Below are 22,261 nucleotides of genomic sequence, written 5' to 3' on the forward strand. Positions count from 1 at the left end.
AGTGAATCCGATTTTAGTCCAATGTCACATTTTGCGCATTGATGTATTTCCGTCCAGCCTCCATCGCCTGCCGAACGGCTTCTGCGACCGGAAGGTGGCGGCTTTTGGCCAATTTGATCAGCATTGGCAGGTTTGCACCATAAAGGATTCGCCGATCTTGTGGGGCACATGCGCGCAAGCTGAGGTTCGACGGGCTGCCACCAAAAAGATCGGTTACGATGACGACACCATCGCCGATATCCACCTGATCGGCCGCGCGGCAGATTTCAGTCTGTTTTTCATCGCGGTCGTGATCTGCCTCGATCGCAATTGCCAAAAGGCCGGGCTGCTGCCCCACCACATGTTGCATGGCGGCCAGATACTCCTGAGCCAGCCCCCCATGCGCTACGATCACAATCCCGATCAATCCGGCCTCACATTCAACGATCGACGTTCCATCTCGCGGTGTCTAATTGCCACCTGCTGTCCCCCTTCTGCAAGGGCCTTCGCAACCGCTTCGGCCATAGCAACAGATCGGTGCTGACCGCCAGTGCAACCGAACGCCACTGACAGATGTGCCTTACCTTCCGCACGAAAGGCCGGCAACAAGAGGTTCACCAAATCTACGACACGGTCAAAAAACGGTTCATAGTTTGCATCGGACTGCACATAGTGCGCTACGTCCGGGTTTCGACCATCTGCCGCACGTAATTCAGGGCGCCAATACGGATTTGCAAGGAACCGGCAGTCAAAAACCATATCAAGACTGCGCGGAAGGCCGCGTTTATACGAAAAGGATTCGACGGATATCGCCAGATGACGGCCGCCTTTTGGTGCAAACCAACGCTCAACCTCTTCACGCAATTGGTGAACGTTCAAGGCGGAGCTGTCGATCAACGTATCCGCGATCTCGCGAATAGGTGCCAATAATTCCTTTTCTGTTCGCACGCCGGTTTCAAGGCCCGCGTCTTTTGCCACCGGATGCCGCCTGCGGGTTTCCGAGAATCGGCGCAACAGAACCTCGTCACTGCAATCCAGATACAAAACAGTCAGGTCGTACTGCTTCATGCGACCCAGCTTTTCCGCCAGCTCTATGAACCCTACTGTCGAGAAATCCCGATTACGCGCGTCGATCCCCAGCGCCATGGGCCGGTCGCTTTCTGCGCCATCCAACAGTCGTGACAACAGACCCATAGGCAGGTTGTCAATTGCCTCGAACCCAAGGTCCTCCAATACATGGATTGCAGTGGAACGGCCCGCGCCGGATGGGCCTGTCACCAGAACGATCTGACTTTGTGGTGTCATTTGCTCGGCCATTCCGGGTCCACGCGTCCCATTTTCAATAGTTGGATCAAGGCTGCGGGCAAATTGGGGACACCTGCCCCGCGAAGCAAGAGCACTGTTTGCCTCAGTAACTGGATGGTGATCGGCTCTGGCAGGCGCGCATCTTCGTTTTGATCCAGATCGACGACATAATGAACAGCAGCAGGTCCGGCAGCAATCGCGCGCAAAAGCCCAATTCCGCGCGCTTCAACCAAACCGCTGATGTTCTGTATTGCCATTGCAATGACCTTCCCGCGCTCCAGACGCAGATCAACACGGTCGTCGGCTACTAAGTCCGCCCCTAAGGCCATCATTTGCAGCGCCAACGCCGACTTACCAGTCCCCGAGGTTCCAACAATAAGAAGCCCCCTGCCTTTGACGACGACACAGCTTGCATGAACGCGGGCACAGTCCTGGTTCATCGCGTCTGACAAGCTAGAGGTTTTCATGAGCTTAGACTGGCAACCCCACCACGAAGCGGGCACCCAGCGGGTCCGAGGTAATATCAGCCTCGGTCGGGCGGATGTTTTCGGCCCAGATCACACCGCCGTGCGCTTCGACAATCTGTTTCGAAATCGCCAGTCCCAGTCCCGAGTTGTTTCCGAAATGCTCTTCCGGGCGTTCCGAATAAAACCGCTTGAACACTTTGGTCAAAGCCTGTTCAGGGATACCCGGGCCGGTATCTTCGACCACAATCAGAACACGGTTGTCGCGCTGACGCACCCAAACCCGGATTGCATCGCTTTCTTCGCAGAAGGAAATCGCGTTGGTGATCAGGTTGACAAAGACCTGCGCCAGTCGCGCTTCCAGCCCCTGAACGACAATCGGCTCGGACGGCAAGTCAGTGATATAGTCAATTCCTTGTGTCCGGGCCTCTTCACCCAGATACTGGCCGAGGTTTCCAAGCAGTTTAAGCAGGTCGAAGGGTTCTTCTTCTTCCTTGACCAGTTCGGCATCCAGACGAGACGCATTAGAGATGTCACTGACCAGTCGGTCCAGACGACGCACATCATGTTCAATCACGCTCAGCAGCTTTTCACGCTGATCGTCGCGCTTGACCATACGCATTGTGCCGACAGCAGATTGCAGGCTGGCAAGCGGGTTCTTGATCTCATGCGCAACGTCAGCCGCAAACTGCTCGTTGGCATCAATGCGATTGTAAAGCGCCGTCACCATGCCACGCAGCGCGCGGCTGAGACGGCCAATTTCGTCGGGCCTGCCGCTAAGGTCCGGGATCCGGATGCGACCCGGATTGACGCCGGTGCCCCGGTCTTTGCCCATTTCAGCGGCAGAGGCCAGATCCGCCAACGGGTTGGCAATCGTCGAGGCAAGAACCAAGCTGAGACCGATAGACACAAGCAAGGCGACAACAAACATCTGCAGAATGCGTTCCTGTTCCCGCCGGGCCAGCGCATCGATCTCTCCGGCAGGACCAGAGATGGCGACGGCACCCGCAGGAATACCTTCGTACAAGATGGGGGCAGCGGCGACGATCACGGTATCGCCTGCATCGTCCTGCACCGCCTGCACTTGATTTTGGCCCAACAATGCATGAGGGACAATGGCCTGAACACGTTGTGCCAGGGTCGGCGCCTCTCCGGTCGAAGACCAGTTGAAAATCTGTGATATCCCGGTCCAGACAGCGTTCAACCCATCGCTGATTACGGTACTACCGGTTTGCACATCGGAATCTGATCGCAACAGAACCGGCATCTCCGATGCCTGTGGCGCGCCGCGTGTCCAACCAATCAACGTGCCGTCGGCATCGTAGACGAAAACTTCACCGCCTTCAGGCAGGCTCAGGCCGGACAGAGTGTCTTTGACATCCAGATCTCCGGCATTTTGCTGGCCTTGCAGCGCGCCCTGACGCATCTGAGTTTCAAACACGTTGCTGACCAACTGTGCATCACCGATCAGGTTGCGCGCCGTTTGCTGGACCTGTTCTTTCCGGGAGTCATCCAGATACAACAGCCCCGTCACCAGGATCACGAGGGCAATCAGGTTGAAGGTGATAATTTTGCGCGCCAAAGGAGACCCACGCAGAGAAAACAGGTTCCTGCGGGATCGTTTCTCACGAAGCTCTGCTGACTCGGGGTCTTGAGGGATAACCCAGTCATCCCCCAGAACGACGTCACCGTCGCGTGGTTCTCTGGCTTGTTCGGTGTCGCGCACGGGACCCCATTACCTCTTGCAGGCGGCCGCGCCTATTCTTCGTTGTACCTGTATCCGATGCCGTACAGAGTTTCGATCGCCGAAAACTCTGAGTCAGCAGCGCGCATCTTCTTGCGCAGGCGTTTGATGTGGCTGTCGATGGTACGGTCATCCACATAGACCTGATCATCATACGCGACATCCATCAATTGGTCACGGCTTTTGACAAAGCCCGGACGCTGCGCCAGCGCTTGCAGCAACAGGAACTCGGTGACCGTCAATGACACGTCTGCGCCTTTCCAGCTGACAGCGTGGCGCAAGGGGTCCATCCGCAGTTCGCCGCGCTCCATCACCTTGGTATCGCCGGTCGTGGCCACCGTTGCATCCCCGCTTGTGGCTTCTTGCCGACGGAGAAGGGCGCGAATACGCTCAACCAACAGACGCTGCGAGAATGGCTTTTTGACATAGTCATCCGCGCCCATGCGCAGACCCAAGACCTCGTCGATCTCATCATCCTTCGATGTCAGAAAGATCACTGGCATCTGCGTTTTCTGACGCAGGCGCTGTAACAGGTCCATGCCGTCCATGCGCGGCATCTTGATATCGAGAACGGCCATATCCGGCAGCTTCTTGTTGAATGCATCCAACGCCGCCTGTCCGTCGTTATACGTCTCGACCTCGAAACCCTCGGCCTCAAGCGTCATGGAAACAGACGTCAGAATGTTTCTATCGTCGTCCACCAGTGCAATCTTTGACATCGGGTTCACCCCTATTCCTGCTCACTCACGCAATAATTCGATTATTTGTAAGGTATTGTTGGCGATTTTGCGCCAGCGAATCAATCCGTAACTGCGAATCGTGCCTTTGTTGCGGCAGGGATGCGGCAAAATTGCCTTGCTTCCCGCAAAAATACGCCCGGTTTTCCGGCAGGAAATTCTTGATGGCGCTAAACCTGTACTTGGTTGCGCTAACTGCGCCAAACCGTCCTGTTCATGCCCCAAAAGACCGTGATAAGACGCGCCTATCCGCCGGTTTTCCCCGGCAAACTGCCCCAAGAGCGCAGCCGGCCCCAATCGCCGCCGCGCCGCCACAGGAGAAGAAACGCATGACATCTGGACGGGTTAACCCGCAATTCCGCCTCGAGGATCAGGGCATCGAGGGTCTGGGCAATGTCTATTACAACTTCATGGAACCGGCGCTGATCGAACAAGCTCTGAAGCGGGGCGAAGGAACGCTTGGCAATGGCGGGGCTTTTCTGGTCTCGACCGGCAAGTTCACTGGCCGATCCCCTAAAGATAAGCACGTGGTCAAAACCGACAGCGTTGCAGACAGCATCTGGTGGGAAAACAACTCCGCGATGACCCCGGAAGGGTTCGACGCTCTTTATGCTGACATGGTCGAGCATATGAAGGGTCGCGACTATTTCGTGCAGGATCTCGTGGGCGGGGCCGACCCGGCCTACTCAATAAACGTGCGCATGGTCACAGAACTGGCCTGGCACAATCTGTTCATCCGCCACCTGCTGCGTCGCCCGGATCGCGTTGATCTGGACGACTTCACTGCAGATTTCACCGTCATCAACTGTCCCAGCTTTCAGGCGGACCCCAAAAAGCATGGGTGTCGCAGCGAGACAGTGATTGCGATGAACTTTGATCGCAAGCTGATCCTGATCGGCGGAACCGAGTATGCGGGCGAGAACAAGAAATCCGTTTTCACCCTGCTGAACTACATGTTGCCCGAAAAAGGCGTGATGCCGATGCATTGCTCGGCCAACCATGCGGTTGGCAACCCGGTCGACACGGCCGTGTTCTTTGGTCTGTCCGGCACTGGCAAGACCACTCTGTCTGCCGACCCGGCGCGCACTTTGATTGGTGATGATGAACATGGTTGGTCGGATCGCGGTACCTTCAATTTTGAAGGCGGCTGTTATGCCAAGACCATCAATCTGAATGCTGAGGCTGAGCCTGAGATTTACGCGACCACATCGAAATTCGGCACGGTGATCGAAAACATGGTATTCGATCCCGAAACAAAAGAGCTGGATTTCGACGACGACTCGCTGACGGCAAACATGCGTTGCGCTTATCCGTTAGAGTACATCTCGAACGCCTCAAGCAGTGCGCTTGGTGGTCATCCCAAGAACATCATCATGCTGACCTGCGACGCCTTTGGTGTGCTGCCTCCGATCGCGCGGCTGACCCCGGCGCAGGCGATGTACCACTTCCTGTCGGGCTTTACCTCGAAAGTAGCGGGCACCGAGCGTGGCGTGACCGAACCACAGCCAACCTTCTCAACCTGCTTTGGCGCGCCCTTCATGCCGCGTCGGCCCGAAGCTTATGGTAACCTGCTGCGCGGCAAGATCGCCCAGCACGGTGCAACCTGCTGGCTGGTCAATACCGGTTGGACCGGTGGTGCCTATGGAGTCGGCAGCCGGATGCCAATCAAGGCCACCCGCGCCTTGCTGACGGCCGCGCTGGAAGGGTCACTGGCAGATGCCGAATTCCGCAAGGATTCAAATTTCGGATTTGACGTACCTGTATCGGTTCCCGGCGTTCCCGAAGTACTACTGGATCCTCGCCGTACCTGGGATGATCAAGCAGCATTCGACAAACAGGCCGAAAAACTGGTTCAGATGTTTGCCGAGAACTTCGAACAATACATCCCGTTCATTGACGAGGACATCAAAGCCGTCGCAATCGGCTAGAACAAAGAAGGGGCGCTGGCGCCCCTTTTCCCTTGCTACGCGTTCCCCGATCAAAAAATCTCCTTTAGGTTGCTAAATGGCGTTTGCACATACAAATTCGTTGTCGTGAATGATCCAATCAGGTATTTCTATTAACATTGAAACTAAAAAGCCCGGCGCAATCGCGCCGGGCCAAAACTAAAAAGACCTTTGGGCAGCTCATGCGCATTCACTCACAACCGCGTTTTGAGCAACCTAATCAGAAGACTAGTCTATTAGGATGGGGATAAGTGTCAATATGAGATTAGCAGAACATTTACAGGTTCAGCGCGTTTCAAATGATCGCAGGGGTGCGATGCAAGACACTAAAAACAACGGTTATGTATATGTCAGAAATCTCGAAACTCACCGAACTACGTAAACTGATGCAAAGCATGGAGCGTACGCTCGGCCTGGAAAAACTCTCTCCGGTTGAGCGTGATATTTATTACGCAGCTGAAGAACTGTCGAAATCCGACCAGGAAGTGCGCACATTTGGTCTGATCGAACACACTCTGGTCCAAAGCGTCTCTCGCCCGACATTCTTTCGAGCTTTAAAATCGCTGGTCCAGCAGGGGTATCTGTCTCAAAGCGGCAACGCGAACCGGGGGCGCTACGTCGTAAATGCCCCCCAGTGACGTTGTGCCCCGGCGCAACGGCGGCTGATCCCTGTGCGCAAGTGGGCCTCTGAAACCTTTTTTGCCTCGTTGGCGTATGTTGTTGTGTCGATCCTCACGTTCGAGGTTCTGATGCCACTTCAGAACGTCTTCTTTCCCGAATATCCAAGCCGGGCAAGCCTGCTGTTTCTGCCTCATGGCGTCCGGGTTCTGTCGGCGTGGCTATTGGGATGGCGGGCAATCTTTGCGTTGCTGCCCGGTGTATTCCTGGTGTTTGCGTATCTGGGCGGATCGGATGTCTTTCTACCAAGCCGCCTGATGGCCATTGCCATCGCCGTCACGACAGCTCCGGCCATCTTTTATCTTCTCAAGTGGATCGGATGGGACCTGTTTCCACGCTCGGATCGGCAACCTTGTTGGTCCTGTGTTATGGGTGTCGGGGTCGTAACATCGATCCTTATGTCGGGACTGACCAATCTGGCGTTTGGCAGTGCAACCGCCGAATACGTCGCCTTTCTGATTGGCGATATCTCGGGGCTCTTCTTCCTGATGCTGGGTCTGTACTTCGCATTCCGCTTTGCAGACCGTCACGCCTAAAGCGCTATCCCATCAGGCCCCGCCGCAATAGGTTTAGCCCCGCGACAAGCAAAACAAGCAAAGTGGCCTTCCGAAATATGGCCTGATCGATCCGATCCTGCAGCCGCAAACCAACCCACATACCTGCCAATGCCGGTACTACAAGTACGGCAGAGAACGGTGCCGTTTCTACACGCAACACCCCTGATCCCAGATGCGCGATCGCCAAAGCGATAGAACCCAATCCGTAGATGACGCCCTGTGTGCGCAGCTGTTCCAACTTGGGGGTCCCCAAGGCCGTGAGGTAGGCAACGGTCGGAGGTCCCCAAACGCCAGACATGCCTCCGACAAAACCAGCTACAGCACCTATCACAGCTTCAATCCGCGTCGACTGCGACTTCAGTGTCAGCTTCATGCCCAAGACCTGAATCAATGCAAAGAACGAAACTGGGACGCCAATCATCAACAGAAAAGTGGACGCTGGCACAAATGCAACCAGTTGCGCCCCCGCCAAAAGGAAAATCAGTCCGACGACAAGAAAGACCTGGAATCGGTGGATCGACGCGTAGGCTGCTTTGGTCCCTTCGCGAAGCGCCTGAAAACCGTTGGTCACCAAAGTTGGCAAGATCAACCCTGCCAGCGCAAGCTCTGGGGGTAAAAACATGCTGAGCCCAGATATCATGACCATTGGCATAGCGAACCCAACTATGCCCTTGATCCAACCCGCAGCAAAAGCGACCACCAAAGACAGCGCTAGGTCCAGCGGAGAGAGTATGGAAAACAACGTCATGCCCCTAGATAGCACCCCACAGGATTTCTGCAGCGCAAAAATGGCCAAGAAATTTTTGAACTTTTTCACATCTTAATACGTATTTTTGTTGCGCTGCACGTGCAGCATGATATGACCAGACGACCCAGAAAAGGACGTGATTCATGGCCCATGACGGACAGGATATGACCCAGATGACGACAGTAGCGATTTTGCCCAATCTTCTGGATTTGACACGGACAGCCGTGCCTGCGGTCGAAGCGGTGTTTGAACGCGCGCGCGATTCTGTGCGTGACATGGTCACTGCTGATGGCCGTGTGTCCGGTGCCTTGATTGAAGCCAATCAGACTGCCGCGCACGGGCTTGCCTGGCTGGCCACTTACGCTCAATCGCTAACTCAGATGCAACGCTGGGCCGAGGCTTTGGACAGTGAAGGCAAGTTCGGCGAGATCGAGCAATTGCTGCATCAGATTGCGTTTGGTGAGTATCTGCACCAGGTCGCCGGTGGCATTCCGATGAACCAGGGTGAGGTTGTTCGGCTCCAGGATCTGGGGCTGGGCTGGGACGCCCTGTCCGGCTTCCAGTGTTCCGAAGTGCAAACCTTGATGGCGCAGGCCAACTCTCAGGCCGCACGCACCCGTCTGGTCGAGCTGATGCAGGATCAATCCGCTGCCACCATGTTCGGCGCGTCCGGTCTGGACGAAGAACTGGAGATGATCCGCGACCAGTTCCGCCGCTATGTCGTTGAAAAAGTTGAGCCCTATGCGCATGACTGGCACCTCAAGGATGAGCTGATCCCGATCGAGGTTATCGAAGAACTGGCCGAGATGGGCGTGTTCGGCCTGACCATCCCCGAAGAATTCGGCGGCTTTGGCTTGTCCAAAGTCTCGATGTGTGTTGTGTCCGAAGAACTGTCGCGCGGCTATATCGGCGTGGGTTCACTGGGCACCCGGTCCGAGATTGCAGCGGAACTGATCATCGCGGGCGGCACAGACGAGCAAAAGGCAAGCTGGCTGCCGAAACTGGCCAGCGCAGAAATCCTGCCCACAGCAGTCTTTACCGAACCTAATACGGGATCGGACCTTGGCAGTCTGCGCACCCGCGCGGTCAAGGATGAGAACGGTGATTACCAGATCACCGGCAACAAGACCTGGATCACCCACGCTGCACGCACCCATGTGATGACGCTGTTGGCGCGAACCAATCCGGACAGTGCGGACCATCGTGGATTGTCGATGTTTCTGGCCGAGAAAACGCCCGGAACCAATGAAGACCCCTTCCCGACCCCCGGCATGACCGGCGGCGAAATCGAAGTGCTGGGATATCGCGGCATGAAGGAATATGAGCTGGGTTTCGATGGCTTCAAAGTCAAAGGTGAGAACCTGCTGGGCGGCGAAGAAGGTAAAGGTTTCAAGCAATTGATGGAAACCTTCGAGGCTGCCCGCATCCAGACTGCCGCCCGCGCTATTGGCGTGGCGCAAAGCGCGCTGGATATCGCCATGCAGTACGCTCAGGATCGCAAGCAGTTCGGTAAGTCTCTGATCAACTTTCCGCGCGTGTCAGGCAAGCTGGCGATGATGGCGGTCGAAATCATGATCGCACGGCAACTGACCTATTTCTCGGCCTGGGAAAAGGACAACGGGCACCGCTGTGACCTTGAGGCAGGGATGGCCAAACTTCTGGGTGCACGCGTTGCATGGGCCGCAGCGGACAATGGGTTGCAGATTCACGGCGGCAACGGCTTTGCGCTGGAATACAAAATCAGCCGCGTTTTGTGTGACGCGCGCATTCTGAACATTTTCGAAGGGGCTGCCGAAATTCAGGCTCAGGTCATCGCAAGACGTTTGCTGAGCTGATCTGAAACGGCTTCCTGTTTCCCCGACTGGACCCGGCCACGTGCCGGGTCATTTTCTTGAATTGTCCAAGTTGTACATGCGCTGAATGGTGGATCTTTCGTGTTGTACAACTTTTCCGGGTCGATTCTGAGCTGCTAGCAGCGCAATTCAGGTTATGCGGCACCTGCAAAAAGGTGCGAGATCAAAGGCAAAGGGTTAAACAACATGACCCGCCCGTACGCGCAAATCGCGGGGATGTTCAGGTCCTTACTGACTGACCTCAACAGCGTTACCACATCCGGCGATCGCCTCGACCACCACAGGCAGCATCCTATCGGCCACCAGCTTTGATCCCTCGGGCGTCAGATGAGTGTAATCGACATATAGAACCTTGTCCTGATGTGCGGGGTCTGCGATCTCACCGATATCCGTGAAGGGCACACCGGCTTGTTCGAACAGTGCAGGAAACGCGGGGCGGGCGCGTTTCATAATTTCTTCCCGACCGGGGCTGTACCTGTCACGTGTGATCTGGGCGATCTCACGATCAACTGCTCCAAGATTTGCCGTATCTTCAAAAACAACTTCGGGCTGCAAAAACACCTGATAACAGAATCCGTGGTAGTCACCGAGGGTTTCGATCAGCTTGTAATTGCGCAGAAAACCAACCCGCGCGGTTTCTGCCAGTTCGGCCGAAAAATCCCGCTCCAATGCGGTGGCGTCGCCTTCGGTGTTGTAGCTGGGTGCTTCGTACCGGTCATAGAGACCTTGCGTAAGCTTCGAGGCCAGCTTGAAGGTATAGGAATAGTCGGCTGGCGCGCGCAGGAACGCATATGTCGCAAAAAAAGGCTTGCGTTCGTTCAGCGCATCCACCATTCGGGCCGACGAATACCCGTAACTCTGGATGGGGTTCTTGATCCCGACATTGTAGAAATCATTGTGCCCGTCCAGGAACACGATCATGTCAGGCTCGTACTCATACAGCGTTTCATAGAAGTACAAAACGTGTTGAAAGCTGTGGTAGGCCGCAACGCCGGCGTTGATCACTTCGATATTTACGCCGGGCATCTCATCCTGCAGCTCTGCACGCAGATCCTGTTCCAGGAAATGCGAAACCGTTTCCTGATTTGTCAGGGTTGGATGCTCGGGGTACACGCTGCCTTGCGAGCCGATCGCATAGGCGGTCGACCCTCCCATCAGGAAAATGCGGTATGTGTCCTGCGGCTTGGGCAGCAGCACCGCCGTGTCCCGGCGAAACCCTTGATCCGAGTGAATCCGTTCACCGCCCGTGTCAAATTCGCGACGATAGTCAGGGTTCAGTTCATGTCCCCGGATTGAGGAATAGAGATGCCGTTCTGCCCGGCCACCCAGCGCATTGTCAAAAACATGGACCACTGCAACGTAAGACAACAGCTCGATCAATAGGGCCAGAAAGACCACGTAGATCAGGATCATGAGGGCCTTGACGATAGGTCGGGTCTGGCCAGGTTTGCTCACGTCATCACTCTTTGGCAGGGACAAAACAATCTCCACTCACAAAAAAATGCAATTCTGCGTAGATACAGAGTACAAGCCACCCTAATTGGGGTAAATCAACTCAGAGAAAAAGCCGGTTGTAATGCCGGTTCACTATGTCGATTTGCGACCTCACGTCAACTATGGGCCGCACCCGGGTTCGTTGTTTCGATCTATGCCTTGACCGGGCGCGACAAGCAGGCCTAAACGCAATCACCCATTATGTCTGATCCGCAAGGTTTATCACGATGTTTCGCTTTGCTTTTTTGCTGCCTTTTCTGGGGTTCGCGCAATGCGACCGGGATGAAAGCGTCGCTGCATATGGGGCCGCAAATCAAACATGGGCGTTGCAGGAAATCGATGGCCAGCCTTATGACGCAACTGCGCTGATACGGTTCCCGGAAGAGGGCCGTATCGAAGGGAACGCGCCATGCAATACGTATAGCGCGACATTGAACGCACCTTATCCCTGGTTCGAACTGCAGAACCTAAGCGCCACTCGCACGGCCTGTGCCGGGCTTGAGGCTGAAGGGTTCTATTTTGCTGCGTTGATCGCGATGACCCAGTCCGAAGTGTCAGGGGATGTGCTGATCCTGCGCAATGAGGATGGGCACGAAATGGTGTTCAAAGCCGTCGAGTGAGTTGATCCACAAAGCGGGCGCGGGCCTCCGGCAGCGGGTTATGGCCCAGCGAGGTTGCAACGCGATGGGTCAGGAAATAGCCCGTTGTTCGCAACGCCTCGACAATCTCGGCATCTGGGGCGGCGCCTTCGCCGCGCATGCAGGGCGGCAGCGCAAGCAGCTTTTCTACCCATTCGCCGGCCCCTTGCGCGCTGACGGCGCGACCGGATTTGGGTGAGACATAAATCAACCCCTCGGTCACCCCGGTCACCGCACATGTCTGCAGATCCAGACCAAACCCGAGGTCTTCCAGCAGCGCCAGTTCCCAGCGCAGGTAGGCCAATGGCCAGATCTCATCCTGACCCAGAAGGTCCATCAGCTGTTCGGTCTTTTTGTAGATGGCAGGATGCGGTTCGCGTTCGGGCAGGCAAAACGCCAGCAGCGCCACTACCGCGTTGAGCCCCGCCAACGCCAACCGCCCCGAAAACGCCGCAGCAGCGCGGGACCTGAGCGGTTCCACCTGAAACGTGCCAATATGTTCCTCGAGCCGCGCGCGCCATAGCACATCCAACTGCGCCCCCGGCTGCAGGATGGGCGCAATCTTGCGGCTGGTGCCCCCGCGCACGACACCGGCGTGGCGACCGTGGCCTTCGGTAAAGACCTCGATGATCGCCGCTGTTTCGCCGTGGCGGCGAGAGGTCAGAAGTATGCCGTGATCGCGCCAGTCCAAGGCGTGTCCAGTCCTATTGGGTCAGTCTTGCCCGGCAACAGAGCGCAAAGCCCGCGCCACTGCAAGGGAGGCCGGTACAGTGAGGCTCAGAAGGTCACACCCGCATGGATCAGGATACCAATCACCATCAGCAGATTCAGCACCATCGAAATCCCGTTGCCGACGTAAATCGGAAGCTTCTTGACCATCAACCCGTAGGCAAACCACAACAGCGACAACGCAGCATAGAGCGACCACGTTACCAACGACTGGCCACTGGCGTGCTGTGGGTGGGTCAAGTAGAGCTTCGCAAGTTGCTGCAGCGTCGCAAAGGGGCCGACAACGCCGATGAACACCATGAAGCCTTCGAAATGCTTTAAGGCACCGCCAAGGCTGGATTTGATGATCTTTTGACTAAGTGTGTCAGCCAAAGGCGGACCTCCTGATATCGCAGGTAATGCGGTTGTCGATTTCTAGCGCTCAACTTAGTTGGTTTACCCGTTCGAACCAAGCACCTGCGAGTGAGCCAATTCAGTTGGAGCTGACGGCTCGCGCAGGGCGGCAGTGTTGACAAGCCCTCGACCAACACTATTGATTAACTAATATGTTAAATAAGAGGTCACAATGCGTGGAGTAACTATAACCTACGCCTATGATGGCGACGAAGTTGAATGGAAAAAAACCATGGACGCGTTCATCTCGGCCATTGAAACCGACGCAGAAGTTGCGGGGAAATTCAATTATCAGGTCGCGGTCGCCGATGACGGCAAGTCCCGGTTTCACTGGGGTCGCTGGGACAGTGCCGAGACGCTGGCGCATGTGCAGGCGCAGCCTTATTTCAAAGAGTTCGCCGCGAAGGTTCGGGACTTTGCCAACGGCGCGCCAAACGCAACCGGGCATGACATAAAAGCAAAATCAAGGGGTTGGTGAGGCCAACCCCGCCAACCCAGAACTGACTAGGTTATGTAGGCAGACATGTCCGCAGATCCTACGAGCGCAGTTGAACCCGCAAGGCACTTCGGGTGGGCGACGGCCATTTCGGATGAATGAAGCTTCTGCTGCGAGGGCGAAATTCGCGTTGCGCGAAAAGGTTCGGAACGTTAATGTTCCCATTATGTTCTAATTCACGGAATTCGAAAAATGTCCCTTAACTATGTAATGCTAGGATCAAATGATGTTGCTAAGGCGCGCGCCTACTACGACGCTGTTCTGGCCAAAATTGGCGGCAAAGTTGTAGCCGAGTACCTGCCCCACGCTGTGTGCTACGAGTTGCGCGACGGAGGGCGCTTGTGGCTTTCTACGCCATTCGATCAAAAAGCTGCGACAGCAGGAAACGGAAACATGGTCGGTTTGTTGTGCCAAAGCGAAGACGAGGCCCGAGAGGCACATTCAGCCGCGCTTGCCAACGGCGGAACAAACGAGGGCGATCCGGGCGCGCGTCCGCAGTATGGTCCAGGTTTTTTTGGCGCATATGCCCGCGACCTTGACGGAAACAAAATGAGCTTTGTTTATTTTGGTGACGCTACTTGATCCCGTCAGCCGCGAAGCAAGTTGGCGAAACCCTCTAGTCCAACCCTTCCTCACCCAGCAGATGCCGCCCCTGCCGGTCCTCGACCTCAATCACCCAGAGGTCGGGGTCAAAGCTGCGTTGGCGTTCGATGGCGGCGTCTACATCCGCATCGTGCCCCGAGGAGAGTTCGACCCATTTACGATCACCGCTCATCAGGTCGAAACTGCGTTGAAACGCTATCGCCTGCCCATCCAGCGTATTGAGTTTGACCAACACTGCGCCTGCTGTGTCGTCGCCATGGGTCACGACAAAGGCCGGGATTTCCTGAAATCGCAGCCGCGCGAGATAGGCATGGACCCAGAAATCCGCCGTCAGCCGCGTCATGCGTTTCCGTCTTTGAAATCCAGACCCATTTCCGAATAGCGCTCGGACTCCTCCAACCAGTTGGGCCGGACTTTGACCTGCAGGAACAGGTGGATTTTGCGGTCGAGAAATTCTTCCAACTCGGCACGTGCCGCTTGGCTAACGGCTTTGATCGTCTCGCCTTTTTTGCCCAGCACGATGCCCTTGTGGCCGTCGCGCATGACATAGATGATCTGATCGATCTTGGCCGAGCCGTCCTTGCGTTCTTCCCAGTTCTCGGTTTCGACCGTCAGCTGGTAGGGCAGTTCCTGATGCAGGCGCAGGGTCAGTTTCTCGCGCGTCATTTCCGCGGCAATCATGCGCAGGGGCAGGTCGGCAATCTGATCTTCAGGGTAAAGCCATGGGCCTTCGGGCAATTCCGAGGCCAGCCATTTGCGCAGATCGTCAACGCCGTGGCCTTTTTCGGCTGAGATCATGAAAGTCTCGGCAAACGGATAGCGCGTGTTCAGGTCGCTGGTCAGGGCCAACAGCACTTCGGACTGCACCCTGTCGATTTTGTTGATCGCCAGCGCCACTTTGCGGCCCTGCCCGATCTCTTCCAACCCTTCCAAGATGCGTTCAACGCCTTCGGTGATGCCACGATGCGCCTCGACCATCAGGACAACAACATCGGCGTCGGCGGCCCCACCCCAGGCTGCAGCGACCATGGCGCGATCCAGACGGCGGCGGGGTTTGAACAGGCCCGGCGTGTCGACAAAAACCAGCTGCGCATCGCCTTCCATTGCCACGCCGCGGATCCGCGTCCGGGTGGTTTGCACCTTGTGAGTCACGATCGAAACCTTGGCCCCGACCATGCGGTTCAGAAGGGTGGATTTGCCTGCGTTGGGCTCTCCGATCAGGGCGATAAATCCGGCGCGTGTGGTCATGTGTCGTGCGATCCTGTTTGCAAGTGCGCACCCCTATAGCAGAAAGGGGCTGCGGGCCAGAGGGATTTGTCGCATTGCAGCCATGCATACAAGGTGGCAGGACAAAGAGGCGCCACGCCAAAACCAGCCAGGCGACCATCCAATCCGTGAGGCGAGATATGAGACGTCGAGAGTTTCTTTTGGGCAGCGGAGCCGCTGCGGGAACACTGGCTCTGGGTGGGTTTGGATTGGCAGAAAACACGCAAGAGCTGGTGATACAGCCTGCCAGCTTTGCCCTGCGCGATCAGGTGACCACTGGAATGGTCAGCCTGTCGGCGGATGCGCCCCCACCGGTTTTATATGGGCGTCAGGGGGAGGTCATGCGCCTGCCCGTACACAACACCCTGCCTGACTATACGGCGATGCACTGGCACGGGCTGCGGATCCCCAACGCGATGGACGGGGTGCCGTATCTGACCCAGATGCCGATGGGTGAAGGTGAGCTGTTCAACTATGAATTCACGCCGCCGGATGCGGGTACCTACTGGTATCACCCCCATTGCATGACGATGGAGCAGATGGCCCATGGCCTGACCGGCGTGATGGTGATTACCGAACCCGACGACCCCGGTTTTGACAGTGAACAGGTCATCAACCTGCGGGATTTTCGGCTGAATGAGGAAGATCAGTTCTTACCCGCATTCACCAAGCGCGGCGCGGCGCGGTCGGGCACATTTGGCAATGTTCATACCGCCAACTGGTTGGAAACCCCGATCTATGACCATGCAGCAGGTGGTCTAGTCCGGCTGCGAGTGGTCAACACTGACACCACCCGGATCTACAAACTGCATCTGTCTGAGGCCCGCGCGCGTATCATCGCGTGGGACGGCCACCCGGTCGAGACCGATGTGCCAATGCCCGGCAATGATGCACCCTTGTTGGTTGGGCCAGGTCAACGCGTGGACTTCGCGGTAACAATGCCCAAAGGCGAAGATCAGACCGTCGACCTCATGGCCAAGCTACCGGGACAACCGCCAATTGCCATGGCCAGATTGCGTGCCATGGGGCAATCGCAGGCGCGAGATCTGCGTGAATTACGTGCCCTGCCCGTCAATCCGGTGGCAAAACCCGATCTGAACGCCGCCGAATTGCACGAGTTCGTCTTTGGCTGGACGCCCGAGGGTGGTGAGCCGAACAATGGCTTCTGTGGCTCACTCGGATACAATTTCTGGTCGATCAATCGCAAACCGTGGCCGGGGGATGCAGCACAGGGCGTCGGCCCTTTGGCGACGCTGGAACTGGGCAAAACCTATGTTCTGAGGTTACGGAATGAATCGCCGAACCTGCATCCGATCCACCTGCACGGGCTGGCCTTTGTGCCGCTGAAATCAAATCAACGCCAATTGCCGCCCCTAATGACGGATACGATGTTGCTGCTAAAAGACGAGGTGGTCGAGATCGCCCTGGTTGCCGACAATCCGGGCGATTGGGCATTTCATTGCCATGTCATCGAGCATCAGAAAACCGGCCTGACCGGGTTTATTCGGGTCGCGTAGCGCCTAAAGCGCCCGACATCAGATCAAATCGCGCGCAAGAACATGATTTGGATAGGCTTGGTCTTGAATGCGGAAATGGGTGGTTCCCACATGGGCGAATCCCTGCGACAGATAAAACCCAATCGCGGGGGTGTTCTCAGAGTTTGTGGTGAGCCAGACGGCGTCACCGCCGACGCTCTGACAATATTGCAACCCCACATCCAGCAATGCGTTACCCTGACCTTTGCCGTGATGTCGGGGCTGGACATAAAGGGTCGAGATTTCCGGCCCCGAGAGATCAGGCAAGGGCGGTATGCTGGCAGTTGAGACAGCTATAAAGCCGGTAATGCCCTCATCACCCTGGGTCACTGCAAGGAATTCGTTGGGATCCGCGATACGGGCTTCCAAATTGGGTTTGGTGAATTCAGTCAGGGCATAATCGGCAAAGAACGCACTGATCCCGTGACGCAAATAGGTGCCCAACCAGACCTCGATCGACAGGGCGGCAAGGCTTGCGGCGTCGGATTTGATGGCGTCCCTGATATTCATACTGATCTGCCCGTTTCGACCAAAGGTGATCGTCTGCGAAGGATCGCGGTGTCAGCCCAAACGTTCCAACAAGGCCTTGGCCGCCGCCTGTTCCGCCTGTCGTTTGGAACCAGCTGTGGCCTGCGCCTCGGTGCCGTCCTGCAGGCGGGCCGCGATGGTGAACACCGGGGCGTGGTCGGGGCCGCTGCGCTTGACTTCAACATAGTTGGGGGGCTTCTGGCCCCGGGCCTGCGCCCATTCCTGCAACGAGGTTTTGGCGTCACGGGCGTCGGATTCCACTGTGTGCACCCGGTCGCCCCAAAGCGCGAGGATCACGTCGCGGGCGGCCTCGAAATCTGCGTCTCGGTAGATGGCGGCGATCACCGCCTCCATCGCATCGCCCAACAGGGCCTGTTTGCGGCGCCCACCCGACAGCATCTCGGACCGGCCCAGTTTCAGCACCGCACCCAGATCGATCTGCAGAGCCACATCAGCACAGGCTTCCTTGCGGACCAACGCATTGAAGCGCGGGGCCAATTGGCCTTCGGACGCCTGTCTGTCCGCCTCAAGCAAGGCGGTCGCCATCACAAGGCCAAGCACCCGGTCGCCCAGAAACTCCAACCGCTGATTGTCGGGCCGGGTGGACGAGGAGACAGAGCCGTGGGTCAATGCACGCAAAAGCAGCTCGGGGTTGGAAAACTCATACCCGAGCCGCTGCTGAAACGCTTTTATCTCTGCCGATAACTTCAATTGACCGCCTTGAAGAACCGATCTGAGCGCCAGGTCCAGAAGAACAGCATCGAGCGGCCGGCGGATGAGAACATGATCCGGTCGGCGCGACCGATCAGGTTTTCGTATGGGACGTAGCCAACCCCTCCGGCGGATTGCGGCAGGCGGCTGTCGGCAGAGTTGTCGCGGTTGTCGCCCATGAAAAAGTAGTTGCCTTCAGGCACAGTGTAGATGCCGGTATTATCCGACCCCTGATTGTGGATGTTGAGAACATCGTAGGAAACGCCATTGGGCAGTGTTTCGATCATGCGGGATTTTTCACAGACTCCCCCATTCCCCACCGGGCCGTTTTCGCATCGTGGCCGTAGACCTTGGGGTCCCTGCGGAGCGGCAACCTCGGTAAAGACGCCGTCGGGTTGCTGTGGAACCGGTGTTCCATTCAGAATGATCTGCCCCTCGCGCACCTGAATGCGATCCCCCGGCAGGCCGATCAGCCGTTTGATATAGTCCCGCCCGGTGACCGGGTGACGGAACACGATCACATCGCCGCGTTCGGGATCGCCAGCCCATATGCGGGTGTTGTCCTCGCCAGGCAGCCAGCCGCAGATACCCTCGGCATCAATGTTGAGGCCGATGCTGGGCATGACCAGGCTGGGGCAGGATGCATAGGAATAGCCATAAGCCATTTTGTTCACAAACAGGAAATCCCCGATCAACAGAGTTTGCTTCATCGACCCGGAGGGAATCCAGAATGGCTGGAAGAACAGAGTGCGGAAAACACCCGCGATCAGCAGGGCGTAGACGATGGTTTTGATCGTCTCCCAGACGGCATTTCCGGATTTGGCTTCCTCGGCCATACTGCTCTCTCCAGTCTTTGCTTGGTTGGGGTGCTACATGCGGGTCGGGTGGGGGCAAGTCAAGGCCGCGCGACCCCATCTTGCAGTGGCCGCGCCTCGATCACGACAAAGGCCTGCGCCCAGGGGTGATCATCGGTCAGAGTGACGTGTATGATCGCCTCATACCCGTCCGGGGTCATTTCCTTCAAGCGCTCGGCTGCCCAGCCAGTCACATGCATGATGGGCTGGCCGGTGCGCAGGTTGGTGACCGACATGTCCTTCCAGGCAATGCCCATGGCAAGGCCCGTGCCCAGCGCCTTGGAGCACGCTTCTTTCGCGGCCCAGCGCTTGGCGTAGGTGCCAGCCGTGTCGGCACGACGTTCGGCCTTGCTCTGTTCGGTATCGGTGAAGACACGGTTGCGAAACCGGTCGCCGAAGCGATCGAGCGTGCCCTGAATGCGGTCGATATTTGCGAGGTCCGTGCCGATGCCGAGGATCATTGCATTTGTTCTCTATTGCGCATTTCGCGCCCGAAAAAGCGTTGTTCCCAGCCACAGCAAATAGCGGCAGACGCCAATGGAGATCATTGCCCAAATGAGGAGGAATCCGTTCTTCTTCAAAACTTCTGAGACATCTAGCCGACCCCAGTGGATCATTCCGTAGATTAGAACTAAAGCCTGAATACACCACCAAAAAACAACCGCTAAGCACACCATGTACGCAGCGTTGTACCATAGCGTAGAACCAGATACGCGTTCGGGGTATCGCTTCAAGACCCGGGAGGTTTCAAGAACGGTCGCCAAAACAATCGGTAGGACAAAGAACTTCACCGGAAACAAGAAGGCAGTATCGAGACCAAAAATCGTTGTGCTTTCGTTGGAAGCCCAAACAAACTGGAACAACACGAAGAAAGCCAAAAAACGGAATCGATTGAACAACAAAACCCGCTCGTCTTTCTTAGGCATGTCCATCACGACAACCGCACCGTCAGGATCTTGTAGCTCGCGACCCCAAAGAACCCGGCAAAAGCGAAATCGAACCAGCGGCGGGTGCGGCGGTAGGTTTGGACCATACGCGCGGACGAGAACAGGAAGGCGTAGCCGATGAAGATCAGCAACGATCCTGCGTAGAGTAGGCCAAAATAGCCCAGCAACATCGCAAGGCTGGCGTCGTTCGGGGCAACGATGGCGTAGATCGAGCCCCAGCTGAGGATCGCCTTGGGGTTGGTCAGGTGGATGGCCGCCCCTTTGGCAAAGATGGTTGGCAGCGACCCGGTGACAGGGTTGCCCAGCGCCACCTCATCCGAGGTCAGAGCGCGGCGCAGCGCCTTGAGGGCCAGCCAGCCCAGATAGGCGACGCCGACGTAACGGATCACTTCGAACACCCAGACATTGGCCAACATGATCGCCGACAGGCCCAAAGCTGCGGCGATGCCCCACGCGGCGGACCCGGCACAGATGCCCAGAGCAAAGGCCAAACCAGCAGTACGGCCTTCGTTCATGGCTGTTCCGGCGATACCCATGGTTGCAGGACCTGGGGAGCCGCCTGCCAAAAGCCAAGCGATCCAGATCGCGACAAACCCAGAGGTGATCATGCCCGCGCCTCATCCATCAGGCGGCGCATTTCGGCCATGGCCGGGGTGAGGCCCAGAAAGATCGCCTCGCCAATCAGGAAGTGGCCGATATTCAACTCTCGCACTTCGGGAAAGGCCGCCACGGGCTTGACTGTGTCATAGGTCAGGCCATGGCCTGCGTGCACCTCCAGCCCCAGCGCGTGACCAAATGTCGACATTTCGCGCAGCGACTCGAGCTCGCGCGCGGCATCTTCCATGCGGCCCTCGGCATGAGCGTCGCAATAGGCGCCGGTGTGCAGCTCGATCACCTCTGCCCCAATGCGATGGGCGGCTTCGATTTGACGCTTGTCGGCGGCAATGAAGATCGAGACGCGGCAACCGACCTCGCGCAGAGGGGCGATGAAATGCGCCAGCTTATTTTCCTCGCGCGCGACCTCCAGCCCGCCCTCGGTTGTGCGTTCCTCGCGCTTTTCGGGAACGATACAGACGGCGTGCGGTTTGTGGCGCAGGGCGATCTTCTGCATCTCGTCCGTTGCAGCCATTTCAAAGTTCAGGGGCACCGACAAAACCTCCATCAGCCCGTCGATATCGGCGTCCGAGATATGGCGGCGGTCTTCGCGCAGATGGGCGGTGATGCCGTCTGCCCCTGCTTCTTCGGCCAGTTTTGCCGCGCGTAACGGATCGGGGTAAGCCCCACCGCGCGCATTGCGCACCGTTGCCACGTGATCGATGTTCACGCCCAGACGCAGTTGAGTGTCAGACATCACGCGATTCCTTTTTCCGGTTCTGTCCCGAACCTAGAGCGTTTGTGTCGGGAACGGCAGTCTTAGCTTCGGCCAAGCGTTTGATTTGTTCGAACTTTGCCTTGATCTTTGCGCGGCGGCGTTTCTGATACGTGCGGATCAACGGCAGGCTGAGGTAGCCGCAGATTAAACCCACTATGATCCCCGGGATGACGCCGCCCACCAAATAGGGAAAAAATACATCGTCATAAAACCGGCTGAGTCCATGCCAATCCGCTTCGCGTCCAGTGAACATGGCGATGCAATTGTCTTTGAGATCGCCCATCGCATCGGCAAATTTTCCCATCAGCCCATGCGTGTCGCCCTTGCGAAACCGGGTGCCCAGAAGGAAATGCCCGGTCTGCAGGCTGACGACGCCGATGGGGACATAGGTCAGCGGATTGCCGAAGAACGTACCGCTGAGCGCCGCCAGAATATTGCCGTTCAGCAGGCGCGCCAGCACGACGGCGACCACAAAATGAATCCCGTAAAACGGGGTAAACGCAGCAAAGACCCCTGCCCCGATTCCACGTGCGATACGGTCAGGTGAATCCGGCAATCGGCGAACGCGGTGTTTGACATAGTGAAAGGCGCGGGTCCAACCACCGCGCGGATAGACAAATTCTGATGCGACCTGGACGGGTGAGCGTCGATCTCGGCGCTTGAAAACCACTCCTGATCACCCCT

At 57.0% G+C, this 22,261-nt stretch carries 28 protein-coding genes; 8 read left to right on the forward strand and 20 right to left on the reverse strand.

The window, feature by feature from the left end; translation table 11 throughout:
- Positions 1-13 precede the first annotated feature (13 nt).
- From D9K61_RS17150 to D9K61_RS27020, 6 genes are read right to left on the reverse strand one after another with little or no spacing between them, the layout of a single operon-like run.
- Positions 14-406 carry a PTS sugar transporter subunit IIA gene (locus tag D9K61_RS17150; RefSeq protein WP_120634400.1) on the reverse strand — a complete coding sequence of 131 codons (393 nt, stop codon included), beginning with the start codon at positions 404-406 and terminating at the stop codon, positions 14-16.
- On the reverse strand, positions 403-1,284 hold the full coding sequence (rapZ, locus tag D9K61_RS17155) for an RNase adapter RapZ (RefSeq protein WP_120634525.1): 882 nt from the start codon (positions 1,282-1,284) through the stop codon (positions 403-405). Before rapZ ends, D9K61_RS17150 begins: the two co-directional genes overlap by 4 nt.
- Entirely contained in the window at positions 1,281-1,751 is a 471-nt protein-coding gene (locus tag D9K61_RS17160) for an HPr kinase/phosphorylase (RefSeq protein ID WP_254055807.1), read from the reverse strand. The genes rapZ and D9K61_RS17160 overlap by 4 nt, the downstream gene beginning before the upstream one ends.
- Positions 1,752-1,755: 4 nt before the next feature.
- The gene (locus D9K61_RS17165) at positions 1,756-3,474 is read right to left on the reverse strand and encodes a sensor histidine kinase (RefSeq protein WP_120634402.1); all 1,719 of its coding nucleotides are present in this window, start codon (positions 3,472-3,474) and stop codon (positions 1,756-1,758) included.
- A gap of 32 nt (positions 3,475-3,506) precedes the next feature.
- The gene (locus D9K61_RS17170; protein WP_120634403.1) at positions 3,507-4,211 is read right to left on the reverse strand and encodes a response regulator transcription factor; all 705 of its coding nucleotides are present in this window, start codon (positions 4,209-4,211) and stop codon (positions 3,507-3,509) included.
- A gap of 21 nt (positions 4,212-4,232) precedes the next feature.
- Positions 4,233-4,508: a hypothetical protein gene (locus D9K61_RS27020; protein ID WP_162946943.1), complete on the reverse strand. Its 276-nt coding sequence runs from the start codon at positions 4,506-4,508 to the stop codon at positions 4,233-4,235.
- 50 nt (positions 4,509-4,558) lie between these two features.
- Between D9K61_RS27020 and D9K61_RS17175 the strand changes: the two genes are divergently transcribed.
- From D9K61_RS17175 to D9K61_RS17185, 3 genes are all read left to right on the forward strand, one after another.
- Positions 4,559-6,157 carry a phosphoenolpyruvate carboxykinase gene (locus D9K61_RS17175; RefSeq protein ID WP_120634526.1) on the forward strand — a complete coding sequence of 533 codons (1,599 nt, stop codon included), beginning with the start codon at positions 4,559-4,561 and terminating at the stop codon, positions 6,155-6,157.
- Between the two features lie 413 nt (positions 6,158-6,570).
- Positions 6,571-6,813, forward strand: a complete 243-nt coding sequence (locus D9K61_RS17180) for a hypothetical protein (RefSeq protein ID WP_254055808.1) — start codon at positions 6,571-6,573, stop codon at positions 6,811-6,813.
- An 84-nt stretch (positions 6,814-6,897) separates the two neighbouring features.
- Positions 6,898-7,389: a hypothetical protein gene (locus D9K61_RS17185; RefSeq protein ID WP_254055809.1), complete on the forward strand. Its 492-nt coding sequence runs from the start codon at positions 6,898-6,900 to the stop codon at positions 7,387-7,389.
- Positions 7,390-7,393: 4 nt separating this feature from the next.
- On the opposite strand, the gene D9K61_RS17190 is transcribed toward D9K61_RS17185, so the two are convergent.
- Positions 7,394-8,158 (reverse strand): sulfite exporter TauE/SafE family protein, encoded by a 765-nt coding sequence (locus D9K61_RS17190; RefSeq protein ID WP_120634404.1) that lies wholly within the window; start codon positions 8,156-8,158, stop codon positions 7,394-7,396.
- Between the two features lie 143 nt (positions 8,159-8,301).
- Between D9K61_RS17190 and D9K61_RS17195 the strand changes: the two genes are divergently transcribed.
- Positions 8,302-9,993 (forward strand): acyl-CoA dehydrogenase family protein, encoded by a 1,692-nt coding sequence (locus tag D9K61_RS17195; protein ID WP_120634405.1) that lies wholly within the window; start codon positions 8,302-8,304, stop codon positions 9,991-9,993.
- Positions 9,994-10,239: 246 nt separating this feature from the next.
- Here D9K61_RS17195 and D9K61_RS17200 read toward each other — a convergent pair whose 3' ends face one another.
- Positions 10,240-11,466: an SGNH/GDSL hydrolase family protein gene (locus D9K61_RS17200; RefSeq protein ID WP_162946944.1), complete on the reverse strand. Its 1,227-nt coding sequence runs from the start codon at positions 11,464-11,466 to the stop codon at positions 10,240-10,242.
- Positions 11,467-11,732: 266 nt separating this feature from the next.
- On the opposite strand from D9K61_RS17200, the gene D9K61_RS17205 reads away from it, so the two are divergent.
- On the forward strand, positions 11,733-12,125 hold the full coding sequence (locus D9K61_RS17205) for an META domain-containing protein (RefSeq protein ID WP_120634407.1): 393 nt from the start codon (positions 11,733-11,735) through the stop codon (positions 12,123-12,125).
- Here the strand turns inward: D9K61_RS17205 and recO are convergent.
- Both recO and D9K61_RS17215 read right to left on the reverse strand, forming a co-directional pair.
- Positions 12,109-12,834: a DNA repair protein RecO gene (gene recO, locus D9K61_RS17210; RefSeq protein ID WP_120634408.1), complete on the reverse strand. Its 726-nt coding sequence runs from the start codon at positions 12,832-12,834 to the stop codon at positions 12,109-12,111. The genes D9K61_RS17205 and recO overlap by 17 nt on opposite strands.
- A gap of 86 nt (positions 12,835-12,920) precedes the next feature.
- Positions 12,921-13,244: a SemiSWEET transporter gene (locus tag D9K61_RS17215; protein ID WP_120634409.1), complete on the reverse strand. Its 324-nt coding sequence runs from the start codon at positions 13,242-13,244 to the stop codon at positions 12,921-12,923.
- 193 nt (positions 13,245-13,437) lie between these two features.
- On the opposite strand from D9K61_RS17215, the gene D9K61_RS17220 reads away from it, so the two are divergent.
- A complete protein-coding gene (locus tag D9K61_RS17220; protein ID WP_120634410.1) occupies positions 13,438-13,743 on the forward strand; it encodes a hypothetical protein in 306 nt (101 codons plus the stop codon).
- A gap of 210 nt (positions 13,744-13,953) precedes the next feature.
- Positions 13,954-14,343, forward strand: a complete 390-nt coding sequence (locus tag D9K61_RS17225) for a VOC family protein (protein WP_120634411.1) — start codon at positions 13,954-13,956, stop codon at positions 14,341-14,343.
- 34 nt (positions 14,344-14,377) lie between these two features.
- Here the strand turns inward: D9K61_RS17225 and D9K61_RS17230 are convergent, their stop codons facing one another.
- A complete protein-coding gene (locus tag D9K61_RS17230) occupies positions 14,378-14,707 on the reverse strand; it encodes a DUF1491 family protein (RefSeq protein WP_120634412.1) in 330 nt (109 codons plus the stop codon).
- Positions 14,704-15,612 (reverse strand): GTPase Era, encoded by a 909-nt coding sequence (gene era, locus D9K61_RS17235; RefSeq protein ID WP_120634413.1) that lies wholly within the window; start codon positions 15,610-15,612, stop codon positions 14,704-14,706. The genes D9K61_RS17230 and era overlap by 4 nt, the downstream gene beginning before the upstream one ends.
- A gap of 158 nt (positions 15,613-15,770) precedes the next feature.
- Here era and D9K61_RS17240 point away from each other — a divergent pair, with 158 nt between their 5' ends.
- Positions 15,771-17,147, forward strand: coding sequence for a multicopper oxidase family protein (locus D9K61_RS17240; RefSeq protein ID WP_120634414.1), 1,377 nt, complete (start codon positions 15,771-15,773; stop codon positions 17,145-17,147).
- Between the two features lie 18 nt (positions 17,148-17,165).
- Here the strand turns inward: D9K61_RS17240 and D9K61_RS17245 are convergent, their stop codons facing one another.
- Genes D9K61_RS17245 through D9K61_RS17280 form a run of 8 tightly spaced genes read right to left on the reverse strand, consistent with a single transcriptional unit; the run spans position 17,166 to position 22,247 of the window.
- Entirely contained in the window at positions 17,166-17,675 is a 510-nt protein-coding gene (locus tag D9K61_RS17245; RefSeq protein WP_120634415.1) for a GNAT family N-acetyltransferase, read from the reverse strand.
- 51 nt (positions 17,676-17,726) lie between these two features.
- Entirely contained in the window at positions 17,727-18,404 is a 678-nt protein-coding gene (gene rnc, locus D9K61_RS17250) for a ribonuclease III (protein ID WP_120634416.1), read from the reverse strand.
- A complete protein-coding gene (gene lepB, locus D9K61_RS17255) occupies positions 18,401-19,240 on the reverse strand; it encodes a signal peptidase I (RefSeq protein ID WP_120634417.1) in 840 nt (279 codons plus the stop codon). Before lepB ends, rnc begins: the two co-directional genes overlap by 4 nt.
- Before the next feature lie 59 nt (positions 19,241-19,299).
- A complete protein-coding gene (gene acpS, locus D9K61_RS17260) occupies positions 19,300-19,719 on the reverse strand; it encodes a holo-ACP synthase (protein WP_120634418.1) in 420 nt (139 codons plus the stop codon).
- 12 nt (positions 19,720-19,731) lie between these two features.
- On the reverse strand, positions 19,732-20,190 hold the full coding sequence (locus D9K61_RS17265) for a hypothetical protein (protein WP_120634419.1): 459 nt from the start codon (positions 20,188-20,190) through the stop codon (positions 19,732-19,734).
- Positions 20,190-20,813, reverse strand: coding sequence for a LysE family translocator (locus D9K61_RS17270; protein WP_120634420.1), 624 nt, complete (start codon positions 20,811-20,813; stop codon positions 20,190-20,192). Before D9K61_RS17270 ends, D9K61_RS17265 begins: the two co-directional genes overlap by 1 nt.
- A complete protein-coding gene (locus tag D9K61_RS17275) occupies positions 20,810-21,556 on the reverse strand; it encodes a pyridoxine 5'-phosphate synthase (RefSeq protein ID WP_120634421.1) in 747 nt (248 codons plus the stop codon). Before D9K61_RS17275 ends, D9K61_RS17270 begins: the two co-directional genes overlap by 4 nt.
- Positions 21,549-22,247, reverse strand: a complete 699-nt coding sequence (locus D9K61_RS17280; RefSeq protein ID WP_120634422.1) for a DUF2062 domain-containing protein — start codon at positions 22,245-22,247, stop codon at positions 21,549-21,551. The genes D9K61_RS17275 and D9K61_RS17280 overlap by 8 nt, the downstream gene beginning before the upstream one ends.
- Positions 22,248-22,261 lie beyond the last annotated feature (14 nt).

The sequence above is a fragment of the Ruegeria sp. EL01 genome, from assembly GCF_900313035.1.
GTDB lineage: Bacteria > Pseudomonadota > Alphaproteobacteria > Rhodobacterales > Rhodobacteraceae > Ruegeria.

What these genes read in the sequence shown, in the direction of transcription:
- rapZ (WP_120634525.1), bottom strand. Translation starts at nt 1,284, where the DNA reads ATGACACCACAAAGTCAGATCGTTCTGGTGACAGGCCCATCCGGCGCG.
- D9K61_RS17160 (WP_254055807.1), bottom strand. Translation starts at nt 1,751, where the DNA reads ATGAAAACCTCTAGCTTGTCAGACGCGATGAACCAGGACTGTGCCCGC.
- D9K61_RS17170 (WP_120634403.1), bottom strand. Translation starts at nt 4,211, where the DNA reads ATGTCAAAGATTGCACTGGTGGACGACGATAGAAACATTCTGACGTCT.
- D9K61_RS17175 (WP_120634526.1), top strand. Translation starts at nt 4,559, where the DNA reads ATGACATCTGGACGGGTTAACCCGCAATTCCGCCTCGAGGATCAGGGC.
- D9K61_RS17180 (WP_254055808.1), top strand. Translation starts at nt 6,571, where the DNA reads ATGGAGCGTACGCTCGGCCTGGAAAAACTCTCTCCGGTTGAGCGTGAT.
- D9K61_RS17190 (WP_120634404.1), bottom strand. Translation starts at nt 8,158, where the DNA reads ATGACGTTGTTTTCCATACTCTCTCCGCTGGACCTAGCGCTGTCTTTG.
- D9K61_RS17195 (WP_120634405.1), top strand. Translation starts at nt 8,302, where the DNA reads ATGGCCCATGACGGACAGGATATGACCCAGATGACGACAGTAGCGATT.
- D9K61_RS17205 (WP_120634407.1), top strand. Translation starts at nt 11,733, where the DNA reads ATGTTTCGCTTTGCTTTTTTGCTGCCTTTTCTGGGGTTCGCGCAATGC.
- D9K61_RS17220 (WP_120634410.1), top strand. Translation starts at nt 13,438, where the DNA reads ATGCGTGGAGTAACTATAACCTACGCCTATGATGGCGACGAAGTTGAA.
- D9K61_RS17225 (WP_120634411.1), top strand. Translation starts at nt 13,954, where the DNA reads ATGTCCCTTAACTATGTAATGCTAGGATCAAATGATGTTGCTAAGGCG.
- D9K61_RS17230 (WP_120634412.1), bottom strand. Translation starts at nt 14,707, where the DNA reads ATGACGCGGCTGACGGCGGATTTCTGGGTCCATGCCTATCTCGCGCGG.
- era (WP_120634413.1), bottom strand. Translation starts at nt 15,612, where the DNA reads ATGACCACACGCGCCGGATTTATCGCCCTGATCGGAGAGCCCAACGCA.
- D9K61_RS17240 (WP_120634414.1), top strand. Translation starts at nt 15,771, where the DNA reads ATGAGACGTCGAGAGTTTCTTTTGGGCAGCGGAGCCGCTGCGGGAACA.
- D9K61_RS17245 (WP_120634415.1), bottom strand. Translation starts at nt 17,675, where the DNA reads ATGAATATCAGGGACGCCATCAAATCCGACGCCGCAAGCCTTGCCGCC.
- lepB (WP_120634417.1), bottom strand. Translation starts at nt 19,240, where the DNA reads ATGGCCGAGGAAGCCAAATCCGGAAATGCCGTCTGGGAGACGATCAAA.
- acpS (WP_120634418.1), bottom strand. Translation starts at nt 19,719, where the DNA reads ATGATCCTCGGCATCGGCACGGACCTCGCAAATATCGACCGCATTCAG.
- D9K61_RS17265 (WP_120634419.1), bottom strand. Translation starts at nt 20,190, where the DNA reads ATGGACATGCCTAAGAAAGACGAGCGGGTTTTGTTGTTCAATCGATTC.
- D9K61_RS17270 (WP_120634420.1), bottom strand. Translation starts at nt 20,813, where the DNA reads ATGATCACCTCTGGGTTTGTCGCGATCTGGATCGCTTGGCTTTTGGCA.
- D9K61_RS17275 (WP_120634421.1), bottom strand. Translation starts at nt 21,556, where the DNA reads ATGTCTGACACTCAACTGCGTCTGGGCGTGAACATCGATCACGTGGCA.